Annotated in this window: 14 protein-coding genes; 8 read left to right on the forward strand and 6 right to left on the reverse strand. The window is 59.9% G+C overall.

All coding sequences use genetic code 11. The features are described 5' to 3' along the window. Positions 1 to 381: 381 nt before the first annotated feature. Positions 382 to 1659, forward strand: a complete 1278-nt coding sequence (gene larA / locus ACGHEN_RS01910) for a nickel-dependent lactate racemase (protein ID WP_390396948.1) — start codon at positions 382 to 384, stop codon at positions 1657 to 1659. 49 nt (positions 1660 to 1708) lie between these two features. After that, the gene (gene larD / locus ACGHEN_RS01915) at positions 1709 to 2440 is read left to right on the forward strand and encodes a D/L-lactic acid transporter LarD (RefSeq protein WP_390396951.1); all 732 of its coding nucleotides are present in this window, start codon (positions 1709 to 1711) and stop codon (positions 2438 to 2440) included. A 197-nt stretch (positions 2441 to 2637) separates the two neighbouring features. On the opposite strand, the gene ACGHEN_RS01920 is transcribed toward larD, so the two are convergent. The 4 genes from ACGHEN_RS01920 to serB all read right to left on the reverse strand — a co-directional run bounded on the left by ACGHEN_RS01920 (position 2638) and on the right by serB (position 5649). Beyond that, positions 2638 to 3177 (reverse strand): TetR/AcrR family transcriptional regulator, encoded by a 540-nt coding sequence (locus ACGHEN_RS01920; protein WP_390396953.1) that lies wholly within the window; start codon positions 3175 to 3177, stop codon positions 2638 to 2640. A 2-nt stretch (positions 3178 to 3179) separates the two neighbouring features. After that, positions 3180 to 4106 (reverse strand): LarC family nickel insertion protein, encoded by a 927-nt coding sequence (locus ACGHEN_RS01925; protein ID WP_390396956.1) that lies wholly within the window; start codon positions 4104 to 4106, stop codon positions 3180 to 3182. Positions 4107 to 4116: 10 nt separating this feature from the next. Then, entirely contained in the window at positions 4117 to 4899 is a 783-nt protein-coding gene (larB, locus tag ACGHEN_RS01930) for a nickel pincer cofactor biosynthesis protein LarB (protein WP_217749831.1), read from the reverse strand. 114 nt (positions 4900 to 5013) lie between these two features. Beyond that, positions 5014 to 5649 (reverse strand): phosphoserine phosphatase SerB, encoded by a 636-nt coding sequence (gene serB / locus ACGHEN_RS01935; protein ID WP_217749830.1) that lies wholly within the window; start codon positions 5647 to 5649, stop codon positions 5014 to 5016. 256 nt (positions 5650 to 5905) lie between these two features. Here serB and aspS point away from each other — a divergent pair, with 256 nt between their 5' ends. The 6 genes from aspS (at position 5906) to ACGHEN_RS01965 (ending at position 11608) form a co-directional block, all read left to right on the forward strand. Further along, positions 5906 to 7693, forward strand: a complete 1788-nt coding sequence (aspS, locus tag ACGHEN_RS01940; protein ID WP_238057551.1) for an aspartate--tRNA ligase — start codon at positions 5906 to 5908, stop codon at positions 7691 to 7693. 143 nt (positions 7694 to 7836) lie between these two features. Continuing rightward, the gene (locus ACGHEN_RS01945) at positions 7837 to 8085 is read left to right on the forward strand and encodes an HPr family phosphocarrier protein (RefSeq protein WP_158559602.1); all 249 of its coding nucleotides are present in this window, start codon (positions 7837 to 7839) and stop codon (positions 8083 to 8085) included. Between the two features lie 189 nt (positions 8086 to 8274). Then, positions 8275 to 8517, forward strand: coding sequence for a FeoA family protein (locus ACGHEN_RS01950; protein WP_233547374.1), 243 nt, complete (start codon positions 8275 to 8277; stop codon positions 8515 to 8517). A 39-nt stretch (positions 8518 to 8556) separates the two neighbouring features. Then, complete coding sequence (locus ACGHEN_RS01955) at positions 8557 to 8778, forward strand: FeoA family protein (RefSeq protein ID WP_006234774.1); 222 nt, start codon at positions 8557 to 8559, stop codon at positions 8776 to 8778. Between the two features lie 123 nt (positions 8779 to 8901). Further along, positions 8902 to 11232: a ferrous iron transporter B gene (locus ACGHEN_RS01960; RefSeq protein ID WP_390396962.1), complete on the forward strand. Its 2331-nt coding sequence runs from the start codon at positions 8902 to 8904 to the stop codon at positions 11230 to 11232. Positions 11233 to 11407: 175 nt separating this feature from the next. Then, complete coding sequence (locus ACGHEN_RS01965; RefSeq protein WP_035136858.1) at positions 11408 to 11608, forward strand: hypothetical protein; 201 nt, start codon at positions 11408 to 11410, stop codon at positions 11606 to 11608. A 287-nt stretch (positions 11609 to 11895) separates the two neighbouring features. On the opposite strand, the gene ACGHEN_RS01970 is transcribed toward ACGHEN_RS01965, so the two are convergent. Together ACGHEN_RS01970 and ACGHEN_RS01975 are read right to left on the reverse strand one after the other, a co-directional pair. Continuing rightward, positions 11896 to 12600 (reverse strand): response regulator, encoded by a 705-nt coding sequence (locus ACGHEN_RS01970; protein ID WP_117583373.1) that lies wholly within the window; start codon positions 12598 to 12600, stop codon positions 11896 to 11898. Then, positions 12593 to 15328 (reverse strand): ATP-binding protein, encoded by a 2736-nt coding sequence (locus tag ACGHEN_RS01975; RefSeq protein WP_390396965.1) that lies wholly within the window; start codon positions 15326 to 15328, stop codon positions 12593 to 12595. The genes ACGHEN_RS01970 and ACGHEN_RS01975 overlap by 8 nt, the downstream gene beginning before the upstream one ends. Between the last annotated feature and the right edge of the window lie 108 nt (positions 15329 to 15436).

Consider the following 15436-nt stretch of genomic DNA (forward strand, 5'->3'; position numbering starts at 1 on the left):
CTAACTTTTGAAAGACTTTTGACACCAAAATCTTATTCCGCGATGCTGAATACTCGCAAAAATGCACGCTCCGGAGGGTACCACCCTGTTACGGCTAGAAATCCATACGCCAGTTTATGCAATTAATTAACGCATTTATGCAAAATGGCTTACGTGCGTACGTCTCGGGCTAGATGTTTGCCTCGGCGCTGCGTAAATCATCCTGTCTATAGTGTCTTTGACAGGCGGCCGCGATCCCGTTTGGGATCGCGGCCGTTTTGTAGTGGGCCAAATATGAACGTTGTGTTAACGAGTCGGTGGACGGTGGTGTTTTTCGGTGAGCGGCGTATCCTTCCAACGGTTTATCTAGTGTGTCAGTTGAAAGGAAGAGGGCGCTCGTCATTGTTTGAATGTGAACTGCCGTTTGACCACAAGACGTTGCATCTGGAGCTCGAGGATAAGAACTTCGCGGGTGTGATGGAAGGTCATCAAAACGAGTTTAAGACTACAAAATCGCAGGAAGAGCTGGTAGAGGAGTCGCTTGCCAACCCTTATGGCTCGCCTTCGCTCGAGGAGCTTTGTGCTGGCAAGAAGGATATTGTTATCATTAGCTCCGATCATACGCGTCCCGTTCCCTCGCGTGTGACGATGCCTATTCTGCTGCATCACATCCATTCCGCTGCGCCCGAGGCTCGCGTGCGTATTTTGGTTGCTACGGGTATGCACCGTCCGTCGACACACGAGGAACTCGTCAACAAGTATGGCGAGGAGATCGTTGCCAACGAGGAAATCGTTATGCACGTCGCGACTGACGACAGCATGATGAAAAAGATCGGTACCCTGCCTTCTGGTGGCGAGTGCATCATCAACAAGATTGCCGCCGATTGCGATCTGCTGCTTGCAGAGGGCTTCATTGAGCCGCACTTCTTTGCCGGTTTCTCTGGCAGCCGCAAGTCCGTCCTGCCTGGCATCGCCAGCTACAAGACCATCATGTACAACCACAACGGCCAGTTTGTGAACGATTCCCATTCGCGTGCCGGCAACCTGTGCCATAACCACGTGAGCGAGGACATGTTTGCCGCTGCCGAGATGGCTCACCTTGCCTTTGTGCTGAACGTGGTGCTCAACGGCAAGCACGAGGTCATTGGCTCCTTCGCCGGCGACATCCACAAGGCACACGAGGCTGGCTGCGAGTTCGTAAAGAGCCTTGCCGGCGTTGAGCCCGTCGAGTGCGAGATTGCCATCACCACCAACGGCGGCTACCCGCTCGACCAGAACATCTACCAGGCCGTGAAGGGCATGTGCTCTGCCGAGGCCACGCTTCCCGAGGGCGGTGTGATCATCGACGTCGCCGGTTGTGCCGACGGTCACGGCGGCGAGGGCTTCTATCACAACATCGCCGACAACGATCCGGCAGAGTTTGAGCGCGCCTGCATCGACCGTCCTAAGGACGAGACCCTGCCCGATCAGTGGACGAGCCAGATCTTTGCCCGCATCCTGGCGCATCACCCTGTGATCATGGTCACCGACCTGTGCGATCACCAGATGATCAAGGATATGCACATGACGCCGGTCAAAACCCTCGAGGAGGCGCTCAAGCTCGCCTTTGAGATGAAGGGTGCCGATGCCAAGGTGGCCGTCATTCCCGATGGCCTGGGCGTTGTTGTCGCTCAGCACTAGCGCGCGGCCTAAACGAATCGTTTATAACTGACAAGAAAGATAAGGTTTTATGCTTACCAAACTCCTCTGTGAATTCGGCGCAACGGCCCTCATGATCATCTTTGGCGTGGGCGTGCACTGCGATACCGTGCTCAAGGGCACCAAGTATCAGGGCTCCGGCCACATGTTTGCCATCACCACCTGGTCTTTTGGCATCTCGGTCTGCCTGTTTGTCTTTGGCGGCGCCGTGTGCATGAACCCCGCCATGGTGCTTGCCCAGTGCATCGTAGGCCTGGTGCCGTGGAGCAGCTGCATCCCCTTCATGATTGCCGATATGCTCGGCGGCTTTGTGGGCGCCGTAATCGCTTGGCTTATGTATGCCGATGAGTTCAAGGCTTCCGAGGGTGTCGTCGACCCCATTGCCCAGCGCAACATCTTCTCGACCAACCCCACCACCGAGGGCACGAACTATGTTCGCAACTTCTTCTGCGAGGCTATCTGCACCTTCGTGTTCATTAGCGCCATCCTTGCTGCCGCTAGCCGCGCCGGCGAGAACGTTCTGATGCTCGCCATCTGCGTCGGCCTGATCGTTTGGGCTGTTGGCATGGGCATGGGCGGCATCACCGGCTTCGCCATGAACCAGGCTCGTGACCTTGGTCCTCGCATGGCCTATCAGGTGCTGCCGATCAAGAACAAGGCTGACAACAACTGGAAGTACGGCCTGCTCGTTCCTGGCATCGCTCCGTTTGTCGGTGCCGCTCTGGCTGCACTGTTTGTGCACGGTTTCTTGGGCATGTTCTAGTCAAAGGACGGCTCTATAAGGTCCGGGCTCGGTAGGGGTTAAGGGCATTCTTGGCTGTGTTCGAACAAGCAACTCAACATATATATCTGAATTTGGATGGGAGGGGCTTGTTGCTGGTAGGGGCGTTGAAGCGTGAGTGAATCTTTGGGATGCGTGGCGCCTTGGGTTGGGGCGATGCTTTGGGATGAGGTTCTTACTTAGTTGAAGAGGGGTTTTATGGCTGAGAGGTAGTCTTTGGCTACGTCCTCTTTTGGGGCTTGGAAGTTGTGCCAGGCCCACCATTGGACCATTCCTACGAAGCTTGAGGCTATGTGGTGTAGTAGGAAGCTTCGGTCCATGGTGGCGGCGGGGCCGTTTGGGTCGGTGGGGACGGTTTCGGCTGCTCGTGACATGATGGTCTTGCGTAAGCAGTCGGCGAAGACGCGTGAGCCGGCGCCGGCTACGAGGGCTCGAACGCCCTGGCGGCGCTCCCAGAGGTTGTTGAGGATATGTTCGACCTGCACGAGTGGGTCGTCGAGCGGTGTGCCATCGTCGTCGAGGGCGTGGGTGCAGATGTCGCTTACGAGCTTGGACAGTAGGTCGTCTTTGCTCTTAAAGAGGCCGTAGAACGTGGCCCGACCCACATGGGCGCGCGCGATGATGTCGCCGACGGTGATCTTGCCGTAGTCCTCCTCGCGAAGGAGCTCGGAAAACGCCGTGACAATGGCGGCGCGGCTTTTGGTTTTGCGGGCATCCATGGCTATGCGTCCGCGTGAACGAGCAGGCAGCGGAGCGTACCGGAGCAACCTTCGTAGGGGCGTTTGCCGGCGCCGTAGCCGACAGCTTCGATGCGGTAGCGTGAGGGCAGTTGGTCGGACGTACGCAGCGCGGTGACGATGGCGGCGCCCGTCGGCGTCACGAGCTCGCCGGCGACCGGTGCGGGCGTGAGGGCGATATTGCCTGCCTGGCATAGGTTGACGACGGCGGGCACCGGGATGGGCATAAGGCCGTGGGCACAGTGGATGGTGCCGTGACCCTCGGAGAGCGACTCGACGACAATATCCTCGATGCCCAGGTCATCGAGGCAGATGGCGACAGAGCAGATGTCAACGATGGAATCGATGGCGCCTACTTCGTGGAACATGACGGTCTCGGGCGTTTTGCCGTGGGCCTTGGCCTCGGCGGCGGCGAGCGCGGTAAAGATGGCGAGCGCGCGACGCTTGGTGCCATCACTCATCTGCGAGCCATCGATGATGGCGGTGACGTCCGCCAAAGAACGGTGATGGTGGTGGTGGGCGTGATGGTGACCCTCGTGGTCGTGGTCGTGGTCGTGGTCGTGGTCGTGGTCACGCGCGTGCCCATGGCGGTGCTCGTGCTCACCATGGGCATGATGGTGGTGCTCATGCTCGTGTGTGTGCTCGGCAGCTGCTTCGTTGCCGTAGAGCCAGGCCATGTCGTGGTCGTGGTTCTCGAGCTCCTCTGCCAGCTGAACGTCAAAGTCGCAGGCGTCGATGCCATGCTTGTTTACGCGGGTGACGGCAATCTCAAAGCCGCCGACCGGCAGCGTGGCGAGCTGTTCGCGCAGGTGCTCCTCGCTGGCGCCCAGGTCGAGCAGGGCTGCGACGGTCATGTCGCCGCTGATGCCCGAGGTGCCGTCGATGATAAGCGTGTGCTGATGGTTGGACATAGAATGCTCCTTAACGGGCGCAGGGCGTGCCGGCGCTCAAATGATTGATAAGACTTGCCTGGTAGGCGGCGCCGAAGCCATTGTCGATGTTGACGACTGAAACGCCGCTGGCGCAGGAGTTGAGCATGGCGAGCAGTGCGGCCACGCCGCCAAAGCTCGCGCCATAGCCCACACTGGTGGGGACGGCGATGACCGGACAGCTCACAAGACCGCCGATAACGCTCGCCAGGGCGCCTTCCATGCCGGCGATGGCGATGACCACCTGCGCCTGGGCAAGTTCCTCAGCATGAGCGAGCAGGCGGTGCAGGCCGGCGACACCCACGTCGTAGAGGCGATCGACCTCGTTGCCGTAGAACTCGGCCGTCAGTGCCGCCTCTTCGGCGACGGGCAGGTCGCTCGTACCGGCGCAGGCGACGACGATGTGTCCGTTGCCGGTGGGGGAGGGCTTGCCACCCACCAGGGCGAGCTGGGCGTCCGGGACATATCCCAGGTCGATGTCGTTGCCGAGGAACTCAGCGGTGCGCGCGGCTTTTTCGGCATCCAAGCGTGTGACTAGGATGCGCTCCTGGCCGGCATCGCGCAGCGCCTCGATAATGGCGGCAATTTGCTCGGCGGTTTTACCGGCACCGTAGACAACCTCGCCGGCTCCCTGGCGCACCCCGCGCGAAAGATCGAGCTGCGCAAAGCCCAAATCGGCAGTCGGAGCCGTCTGGATGCGCGTAAGGGCGTCGGCGGGGGTGACTGATCCGCCGGCAACATCGCTCAGCAGCTGCTCTAGATCTCGCTTATCCATATATGTTCCCTTCGACGGCGCAAAGTCTAGCACTCAAAGGGTATGTTTCCGAACACTAAGACAAAATTGTTCGGAAACTATAGGACAGACTGATTCTATTGTTAGAAGGATCGACTAGTCGCGCAGGATGATATCCATGGCGAGTGTCAGGTTGCGTTCGTCGATGGCAAACGGGGCGGCTTCGCGCGTCTTGGGCTTGGCGCAAAACGCGATGCCCGTGCCCGCGGCCTGAATCATGGGGATGTCATTGGCGCCGTCGCCGATCGCGACGGTGTGGGCCATGTCGACACCGCACTCAACCGCCCAATCCAGCAGCTGAATGAGCTTGGATTCCTTGGTCACAATGTCTGCCGCCAGCTTACCCGTGAGCTTGCCGTCCACGACTTCCAGACGGTTGGCCAGGCAAAAATCGATGCCCGCGGCGGCCACGATCTTGTCGGCGACCTCGTGGAAGCCGCCGCTCACCACGCCGACCTTCCAGCCCTTGCTGTGCGCCGAGCGCACAAGCTCCAGCGCGCCGGGAGTAAACGTCACGCGCTCAAAGGTGCGCTCGAACACGCTCTCATCCAAGCCGGCAAGCAGCCCCACGCGCTCCTCGAGCGCCTGCTTAAAGTCAAGCTCGCCGCGCATGGCGCGTTCGGTGATCTGTGCAACTTGCTCTCCCACGCCGGCTTCCTCGCCCAACAGGTCGATGACTTCCTGGTTGATGAGCGTGGAGTCGATATCCATAACGATGAGGCGTGCAGTCATGGCGGGCCTTTCCGAGTGCAGTTGTATTGGGGCACATTGTCGCACGCGGCGCGCCTGGGCGACGGTCAGGCCGCGTCAATTGTTTCGTCTCCGTCAAGTCTTTGGGCAGGAGCTACTTTTCCGCGGCACATCGACGCGGGTGCGATAAGATAGAACGCCATGTCTGGCTGCGCGGTTTACGCAGGCTGGGCAAATCTGTACGACGCCGCCCGGAACGACACGGGGCGGCACAGATCCATAAAGGAGGATCACTGGTATGAGCCAGACCCGTCCCATCGATGAGCATTCCATGCACACCCGTACCTGCGGCGAGCTTCGCTTCGAGAACGTGGGCGAAGAGGTCACCCTCACCGGTTGGGTGAGCCGTCGCCGCGACCACGGCGGCCTTATTTTCTGCGACCTTCGCGACCGCGAGGGCATCACGCAGCTCACCTTCGACCCCGAGCACTCCGACGGCGATGCCTTTAAGATCGCCGAGACCATGCGCCCCGAGTGGCCCATCAAGATCCACGGCGTCGTGCGCGCCCGTGGCGAGGAGACCACCAACACTAAGCTCGCGACCGGCGAGATCGAGGTCCTGACCGACCACGCCGAGGTGCTCAACACGTCCGTCACCCCGCCGTTCCAGATCGAGGACGGCATCGAGACCAGCGAGGACACCCGCCTGCGCTATCGCTATTTGGACCTTCGCCGTCCCGAGATGATGGCCAACCTCAAGCTGCGCTCCGACTTTACCTTTGCCATTCGCGAGGCGCTGCACAACCGTGAGTTCATGGAGGTCGAGACGCCCTCCCTGTTCAAGTCCACGCCCGAGGGCGCCCGCGACTTCATCGTTCCCAGCCGTATTCAGCCGGGTAACTTCTACGCCCTGCCGCAGTCCCCGCAGCTCCTGAAGCAGCTGCTCATGGTCGGTGGCGTCGAGCGCTACTACCAGGTTGCCAAGTGCTTCCGCGACGAGGACCTGCGTGCCGACCGTCAGCCCGAGTTCACCCAGGTCGATATCGAGATGTCCTTCGTGGACCAGAACGACGTCATGAGCGCGCTCGAGGAAGTTCTGTCCGATGCCTTCGGCCGCATGGGTGTCGAGATGCCCACGCCGCTGCGTCGCATGGACTACTGGGAGGCCATGGACACCTATGGCTCCGACAAGCCCGATACCCGCTATGGTATGCACCTGGTCGACCTGACCGACATCTTTGCCAACTCCAAGTTCAAGGTCTTTGCGACTGCCGCGAACGAGGAGGGCTCTGTCGTCAAGGCCATCAACGCCAAGGGCGCCGGCGCCTGGGCACGTGCCAAGATCGATAAGCTCGCCGGCGTGGCCTCCACGTTTGGCGCCAAGGGCCTGGCCTGGATCGCCTTCCGCGAGGACGGCTCCATCAACAGCCCCATCGTCAAGTTCTTCTCGGACGAGGAGATGGCGGCTCTGCGCGAGCGCATGGACGTCGAGCCTGGCGACCTCGTGATGTTCGCCGCCGGCCCGCGCCTGCTCTCTGACGAGATCCTGGGCGGTATGCGTTCCCACATGGCCAACGCGCTCGAGATCAAGCGTGAGGGCCACGACTTCCTGTGGGTCGTCAACTTCCCGCTGTTCCACTGGGATGAGGACCGCAAGGCCTACGCTGCCGAGCATCAGCCCTTCACGCTGCCGACCGAGACCGACATCGCCAAGATCGAGGCCGACCCGCTGGCGGCCGGTTCCTGCACCTACGACTTTGTCATGGACGGCTTTGAGGCCGGCGGCGGCGGTATGCGTATCCACAACGCCGAGATGCAGATGTCTATGCTCAGGCTCCTGGGCTTCACCGAGGAGCGAGCCGAGTCGCAGTTCGGCTTCCTCATGGAGGCGCTCAAGTTTGGTGCACCCCCGATGGGTGGTTTTGCTCTGGGCCTGGACCGCGTGTGCATGCTGCTCACCGGTTCCGACTCCATCCGCGACGTCATGGCGTTCCCCAAGACGGCCAGCGGCTCCGACCTTATGTCGGGTGCTCCGAGTGCCGTTTCCGGCGCCCAGCTCAAGGACGTCAGCCTGCGCCTGATGTAGGCGAGCGGCTACCTATTGCCAGCAACGAGGGAAGGACGTGTGCCTTCCCTCGTTTTTTGTGAGACGGGGGTGCGCCGGTAACGTACAATAACTACCACGTGGCTGGGTTTGCCGGCCGAATGTGCGATGCCGCGGGAGGGGACATGGTCGAGTTTACAAAGACGATTAAAGATCCGTTGGGACTGCATGCCCGCCCGGTTGCGCTGCTTTACGACATCATTGCCAAGCATCGTAGCAACGTATCGGTCAGTATCGGCGATCGCCATACCGACGGCCGCGATGTAATGGGGCTCATGGCTCTCTACGGCGAGTGCGGCGAGGACATCATCTTCCGCGTTTCGGGCGTAGACGAGGCTTCCTGCGTCACGTCGATCAGAAACCTCTCGCTCTAAGCATGACAGGGCGCGGCAAAGGACAGCTCTTTGCCGCGCCTTTTTGTTTCGTATAGGAAACTTTTTCGGAATCTAAATGGGGACCCTTTCCAAAAAGTTAACCACGTGCTAGTTTACTAAAGCGAACATAGATGTGGTTAACTTTTACCGCGTCGATGTTGAGGACGAACTGACGTTAGGAGCACACTCATGTCTTGCGGACCGCAGATGCCGGCCATGCCGCTTTCGATGGTAAAAGCGGGCGAAACCGTGCGCGTGTCTCGCGTAAAGGGCAATGAGGACATGAAGCACCACCTCAAGGACCTTGGCTTTGTCGAGGGCAACGAGGTTCACGTGGTGAGCTCGAGTGGCGCCAATATCATCGTCACCGTGCTCGGTGCGCGCTTTGGCATCGATTCCAAGGTCGCCATGCACATCATGACTGTCGGTTAGTTCGCAGCATTCCATAAAAGCTGAAAGGGGGAAAAGAATATGAAGACGTTGGGTGACGTTAAGGTGGGCGAGAGCTCTACCATCGTCAAGCTTCACGGCGAGGGCGCGCTTCGCCGTCACCTTATGGACCTGGGCCTCATCAAGGGCACTTCGTTCAAGGTCGTTAAGGTTGCACCGCTCGGAGATCCGGTCGAGATCAACGTGCGCGGCTACGAGCTCTCCATCCGCAAGGAGGAGGCTGCCGTCGTCGAGGTCCAGTAAGGGCTCGCGGCGTATATTTCTGCAGATAAAGTTAGGTTTTTCTAACTCAATAATGCAGTGTTGAAGCACATTATCCAGCCCGCGCGGAGAAAGCAGCGCGGGCACACAAGGAAGAAGGATTGAATGGCGGATTCTCAGATCCATGTCGCGCTGGCGGGTAACCCCAACTGCGGCAAGACCACGCTTTTCAACCTGATCACCGGCGCCAACGGCTACGTTGGCAACTGGCCCGGCGTCACGGTTGAGAAAAAGGAAGCCAAGCTCCTGAGTGACAAGAACGTCACGATTACGGACCTCCCCGGCATCTACTCGCTTTCCCCCTACAGCCCCGAGGAGCAGTGCTCGCGCGACTACCTCATGAGCGGCGAGCCCGATGTGGTCGTCCAGGTTGTCGACGCCACCAACCTGGAGCGTAACCTGTACCTGGCACTTCAGGTCGTCGAGACCGGCCTGCCCGTGGTCGTCGCCCTCAACATGGCCGATTTGGTCGAGAAGAACGGCGATAAGATCGACACGGACAAGCTTTCCAAGAAGCTCGGCTGCCCGGTCATGATGATCTCGGCCCTTAAAAACAAGGGTATCAAAGAGCTGTTCGAGCAGGTCAAGAAGTCCGCTGCTTCCAAGGGCCAGGTGCCGGAGCACAAGTTCGATTCTTCTATCGAGGACGTTCTGACCCACATCGAGAACAACCTGCCGGCGAGCGTTTCCGCCAACAAGCGTCGCTACTACGCCGTCAAGCTGTTTGAGCGCGATGCGGACGCCTGCAAGCTCATCAACCTCACCAAGGAGAAGGCCGATCGCGTTGAGCAGCTGGTCGCCCAGTGCGAGCAGGATTGCGACGACGATGCCGAGTCCATCATCACCGGCGAGCGCTACGGCGTGATCGCCCACATCATTGACGAGTGCCTCACCAAGGCTCCGGCCAAGATGAGTACCTCCGAGAAGATCGACCGCGTGGTTACCAACCGTATCCTGGGTCTGCCGATCTTTGTGGTCATCATGTTCTGCGTGTACTACATCGCCGTTTCCACCCTGGGCGGCACGGTGACCGACTTCACCAACGACCAGCTCTTCGGTACCGACGGTTGGTACGTGCTCGGTCAGGGTCGCGACGCCTACGATGCGGCCGTCGAGGCCGTGGGTGAGGACGCTGCCGATTCGATCGACCCGGCGCAGTACGGCCCCTATGTCCCGGGTCTCACCACCGTGGTGCACGACGCCCTTGTGGCCGGTGGCACCGAGGACGGTGGTCTGGTCGATTCGCTCGTCTGTGACGGCATCGTCGGCGGCCTGGGCGCCATCTTTGGCTTTGTGCCGCAGATGTTCCTGCTCTTTATCATGCTGTCTTTCCTGGAGGACTGCGGCTACATGGCCCGCGTCGCCTTCATCATGGACCGCGTGTTCCGTCGCTTTGGCCTGTCCGGTAAGTCCTTTATCCCCATGCTCGTGTCCTCGGGCTGCGGCGTCCCCGGCGTCATGGCTACCAAGACAATCGAGAACGAGAAGGACCGCCGCATGACGGTCATGACCACCACGTTCATTCCCTGTGGCGCCAAGCTGCCGATCATCGCCCTGCTCATGGGCTCCATCATCGGCGATTCTTCCACCACCGCCGCATGGATCAGCCCGCTCTTCTACTTCCTGGGCGTCTTTGCCGTCATCGCCTCGGGCCTCATGCTCAAGAAGACCAAGCTCTTCGCCGGTCGTCCGACGCCGTTCGTTATGGAGCTTCCCGCCTACCACTTCCCGGCGATCCGCTCTTGGGCTCTGCACGTGTGGGAGCGCTGCTGGGCCTTTATCAAGAAGGCCGGCACGGTCATCTTCGCGTCCACCGTCGTTGTTTGGTTCCTCTCCAACTTTGGTAGCTATAACGGTTCCTTTGGCTTCCTGCCTGCGATGGACGGCATCCCCGAGGAGTTCATGGACTACTCCGTGCTCGCCATGCTCGGCAACCTGGTTGCTTGGATCTTCGCCCCGCTCGGCTTTAGCACCTGGCAGGCCACCGCGCTGACTGTCTCGGGCCTTGTCGCTAAGGAGAACGTCGTCGCCACCGCCGGCTCGCTGCTGTCGGTTGCCGACGCCGCCGAGACCGATCCGAGCCTGTGGACCGCGTTTGCCGGTATGTTCCCGACCATGGGCGCTTGCGTGGCCTTTGGCGCATTCAACCTGCTGTGCGCCCCGTGCTTTGCCGCCATGGGCACTATCCGCAATCAGATGGACTCCGGCAAGTGGACCGCGATTGCCATCGGCTACGAGTGCGCCTTCGCTTGGGTGATCGGCCTGTTCATCAACCAGTTCTACAACCTGCTTGTCCTTGGCCAGTTTGGTATCTGGACGGTTGTGGCCATTGTGCTGCTTGTTGCGATGCTCTTCCAGATCTTCCGTCCCATGCCCAAGCACGTTTGGACCGACGAGGACGAGACCAACGCTGCTTCCGCCGCAGTTTCTGCCTAGTTCTGAATAAGGATTAGCCCCTTTCCATGAGCCCGGGTGTCCCAGCGACACTCGGGCTTTTTGGTGAGGGAGATGTGGCGTTTCCGCAGATGAAACCGACCAAAATAACCCTGTTCCTGTTTGGTAGGTGGAAGATGGGGTAAAGTAAGTGGCGGTTAACTAGAGGAGGCTTACTATGGCACCTATCGATATTGTTGTGCTGGCTGTTATCGGCATTGCGTTTGTCGCAGTGTGCGTGCGCATCTACCGCAAGGGTACCTGCGCCGACTGCGCTCAGGGTGGCGTTTGCACGGGACATTGCTCCAACAAAAAGACCTGCGCCGCACTTAAAGGCGTGGATAAAATCGCCGAAGACCTGGGCCGCGGTATCAAATAAGGTTCGGCTTCAAGCGCCTCGCGAGCATCCGTTCGCGGGGCGCTTTGTGCATTTGAGAGAGAGCACGGTGAGTCGAAGAGTATTTTTTGGGTATCGTTAACTATGTGGTCAACGGCCCGCTCACGGTCGTCCATGCCGCCGTCGACGCCAAGCTCGCGTCGAAGGCATGACCACCTACCTGGGCCTCTAACTCCATCCCGCCCATCAGTTGCGGTGAAATACGGACTGTTTTGGCTGTCAAAGGCCTTATCTACTCCGTATTCCACCGCAACTTTTTGTGGGGTGGGCTAGAGACGCTGCATGCGGTACCCGACACCCATGTGCGTCTGAATCATCTTGGGATGAGAGGGGTCTGCCTCGATCTTCTTGCGCAGGGTGCGCATGAACACGCGCAGGCTCGCCAGATCGCTGTCCCAGCTCGTGCCCCATATCTCGCGGGTGATGAAGGTGTGGGTGAGCACCTTGTCGACGTTTTTCGCCAGAAGGACGAGCAATTTGTACTCGGTTGGGGTGAGCGAGAGCTCGCGTCCGTCTTTCGTCGCGTATCCCGCGGCGTAGTCGATATGCAGCGGACCGTTGTCGAACGTGCTCGCTTCTGTCGACTCGCTCGACGCCATCGAGGAGCGCCTCAAATTCGCGCGGACGCGCGCGAGCAACTCATCCACAGAAAAGGGCTTGGTGAGGTAGTCGTCTGCCCCTGCGTCAAGTGCTGCAATCTTGTCGGAATCTTCGGTGCGCGCCGAAATGACGATAATGGGGACTGCCGACCAGCTTCGGATCTTCGTGATGACCTCGATACCGTCAATGTCGGGAAGGCCGAGGTCGAGCATGATGAGGCTGGGGCCGTGCGACACCGCATCCATGATGGCGGCCTGGCCGTTGCAAACCTTGCTCACGACATAGCCGTGGAGGTCAAGCGCGGTCGAAACGAGGTTTTGAACGGTCAGGTCATCTTCGACCAGGAGGATGCGTGGCTTAGCGGCATTATTCATGAATCTCGATCTCCTCAGCGGGCAGGGTAAAACGGAAGACGGCCCCATGGGGGTGGTTGTCGCGAACTTCGATGACGCCGCCATGTGCCTCCACGATGGAGCGGCAGAGCGACAGCCCAAGGCCGATGCTTCGACGCGAATCCACGGGCCGCGTATTGCCTGAGGTAAAGAAGCGCTCAAAGATATGAGGCTTGTCGCAGTCTGCCACACCCGGCCCATCGTCTGCGACGTCCACCACGACGAACGCACCCTCGCGACGTGCGCTGATGGTGACAGTCGAGTCCTCGGGCGTGTATTTGAAGGCGTTCATGATGAGATTCGTAAGCACCTGCATGATGAGATGGACGTCGATGCGTACCAGCAGGATGTCGTCAGTGTGCTCGATGGTGACGGTACGTCCATGCGATGCTTGGGCGACATGGCTGAGGGCGGCCTCGATGACCTCGTCGATGAGCTCGGATGTGAAGTTGAGGCAAATGGTGCCATCCTCGACGCGTGTGATGGCGAGGAGGTTCTCCACGGTATCGATAAGCCAGAGGGAGTCGTCGTAGATGGCATCGGCAAGATCGCAGCGTTGTTCGAGGCTGAGCTTCTCGTCGCTCTTCCGAAGGATTGCCGCAGATCCGGATATAGCCGTGAGGGGTGTCCTCAAATCGTGGCCGATGGAGCGCAAAAGGTTGGCGCGCAGCTGCTCGTTTTTCGCCAAGACCGCAGCCTCTTCGCGCTCTTGCGCCGCCCGGTCGCTTTCGAGCGCCAAGGCGCATTCGCCTACGATAGATAGGACGATCGAATGCTCGAAGGCTTCGATCTCGCGCCCCTCCAGGTCGATGCCGATGACACCGAATACCTTGTCGCCGGTGCGAACCGCGAGGTAGAGGCAGCGCGCTTCGGGCAGGGTCCGCGTGCTTGCGCCCGCGCGTTTGTTGTTGGTGTAGGTCCAGGTTGCAACAGCGCGCTCGTAGTCGGTGAACAGCGACGCGGATCGGTTTTCGGTGCCAGCGGACTCATAGAGCGTCTTGCCGAGCGTGCCGTGTTCGGCGGTGTAGAAGACCACGTCGAGTTTTAGCAGTTTGATGAGTTGGTTCATGGCGACGCGGGCGCACTCCTCCGCGCTATGGGCTTGCTGCAAGAGCTGGTTCGTTTCGAGGAGTACGCGCGTTTTGAATGCGTTCTCGGCGGAGGTACGGGCGTTGTCGGCGATGCGCGCAGTTAACTCGCCGGCGACCATAGCGGTAGCGAACATGATGCCGAACGTGACCAGATAGCTTCGGTCGTAGCTGGCGAGCGAAAACAGAGGCGTGACGAAGCAGAAGTTGTAAAGCACTACAGAGAGCACGCTCGATACGATCGTGCAGATACGCCCCGTCGTGGTGACGGCGGTCAGCAGGGCCGTGAGGATATAGAGGGATATGATGCAGGAATCGGCAAATCCCAGATGGCGAAAAGCCGTGCCGATCGCCGTGGCGACAAGAGAGAAGGCCAGCGTGCGAAGCGCGTCTCGGCTGCTGGGCGGCTGCAGGGCGCGCGCACGGCGGCGTCCTTTGGGCCGGGAGGGCGGAGTCGACTGGTCTGGAATGATGTAAATGTCGAGGTTCGGGGCGAATGCTATGAGCTGTTCTACGAGAGATTTGCGGCCAAAGAGGGCCTGACGGACGCTGCTGCGCTCGCCCGTGCGCCCCATGACGATCTTCGAAATACCCGACAGGCGTGCGAACTCGGAGATCTGAAACGCGATGTCGTCGCCATAGACGGTTTCCATCTGTGCTCCGAGCTGCTCGGCTAGGGCGATATTGGCTGCAAGCTTGGCGCGCTCATCATCGCTCATGGCTTGCGTGCGCGGGCTCTCTACGAACAGGGCGACGAGCTCGCTGCGAAACGCTTTCGCCATGCGTGCGGCGGCACGGACGATGCGGGGATTGGTCGGCGCCGGGGAGACACAGACCAAGATACGCTCCCTGGTGTAGTAGTCACGGTTTCCCAGCACGCGTGCGGCGTCTGTGAGGTGGCCGGTGCGATCGGCGCAGCGGCGCAGCGCGATTTCTCGGAGTGCGGTGAGGTTCTCGACGGTAAAAAAATGCTGTTGCGCTCGGTCGGCTTGTGCGGGACGGTAGACGAGACCGGCGCGAAGGCGCTCAAGTAGGTCTTCGGGCTCTATGTCGACGAGCTCGACCTGGTCGGCATCATCGAAGATACGGTCGGGGATTCGTTCGCTCACGACAACGCCGGTGATGGATGCAACCATGTCGTTTAGGCTCTCGATATGCTGAACGTTCACGGTCGTATAGACGTCGATGCCCGCATGTAGAAGTTCCTCGACGTCTTGATAGCGTTTGTCGTGGCGAGACCCCGGCGCATTTGTATGGGCGAGCTCGTCGACAAGGATGAGCTGAGGGGCGCGTTCGATAGCCGCATCTAGATCGAACTCGCTGAGCGCAATGCCGTTGTGCTCGATGAGTTTACAGGGCACGTTCTCAAGCCCTTGTGCAAGATGGGCAGTTGCCGGACGTTCGTGCGGCTCGATGTATCCCGCGACGACGTCGACACCTCGCCGCTTGGCGGCGTGGGCGGCTTGAAGCATCGCATAGGTTTTGCCTGTGCCAGCAGCGTAGCCAAAGAAAATCTTGAGGTGTCCCCGGCTGGTTCGAGTGTCATCGGCGACCTCGTCTTTCTCAATTGCCTTGAGGATGAGGTCTGGATTGACGCGAGTGTCCGATGCGTCGCGCTGCATAGCGTAGCCTTTCTGAAGCGTTGTCCATGCGTGCATACGCGGTGAAGACACCACTGTATGCTCGCGAGGTCGAGTATAGGCGCACTGCAGCTGCAATAGTGCTTTCTA

The organism is Collinsella sp. i06-0019-1H4 (assembly GCF_042849575.1).
GTDB lineage: Bacteria > Actinomycetota > Coriobacteriia > Coriobacteriales > Coriobacteriaceae > Collinsella.

Coding starts and splice junctions, on each gene's coding strand:
- larD (WP_390396951.1), top strand. CDS start 1,709: ATGCTTACCAAACTCCTCTGTGAATTCGGCGCAACGGCCCTCATGATC.
- ACGHEN_RS01920 (WP_390396953.1), bottom strand. CDS start 3,177: ATGGATGCCCGCAAAACCAAAAGCCGCGCCGCCATTGTCACGGCGTTT.
- ACGHEN_RS01925 (WP_390396956.1), bottom strand. CDS start 4,106: ATGTCCAACCATCAGCACACGCTTATCATCGACGGCACCTCGGGCATC.
- larB (WP_217749831.1), bottom strand. CDS start 4,899: ATGGATAAGCGAGATCTAGAGCAGCTGCTGAGCGATGTTGCCGGCGGA.
- serB (WP_217749830.1), bottom strand. CDS start 5,649: ATGACTGCACGCCTCATCGTTATGGATATCGACTCCACGCTCATCAAC.
- aspS (WP_238057551.1), top strand. CDS start 5,906: ATGAGCCAGACCCGTCCCATCGATGAGCATTCCATGCACACCCGTACC.
- ACGHEN_RS01945 (WP_158559602.1), top strand. CDS start 7,837: ATGGTCGAGTTTACAAAGACGATTAAAGATCCGTTGGGACTGCATGCC.
- ACGHEN_RS01950 (WP_233547374.1), top strand. CDS start 8,275: ATGTCTTGCGGACCGCAGATGCCGGCCATGCCGCTTTCGATGGTAAAA.
- ACGHEN_RS01955 (WP_006234774.1), top strand. CDS start 8,557: ATGAAGACGTTGGGTGACGTTAAGGTGGGCGAGAGCTCTACCATCGTC.
- ACGHEN_RS01960 (WP_390396962.1), top strand. CDS start 8,902: ATGGCGGATTCTCAGATCCATGTCGCGCTGGCGGGTAACCCCAACTGC.
- ACGHEN_RS01965 (WP_035136858.1), top strand. CDS start 11,408: ATGGCACCTATCGATATTGTTGTGCTGGCTGTTATCGGCATTGCGTTT.
- ACGHEN_RS01970 (WP_117583373.1), bottom strand. CDS start 12,600: ATGAATAATGCCGCTAAGCCACGCATCCTCCTGGTCGAAGATGACCTG.
- ACGHEN_RS01975 (WP_390396965.1), bottom strand. CDS start 15,328: ATGCAGCGCGACGCATCGGACACTCGCGTCAATCCAGACCTCATCCTC.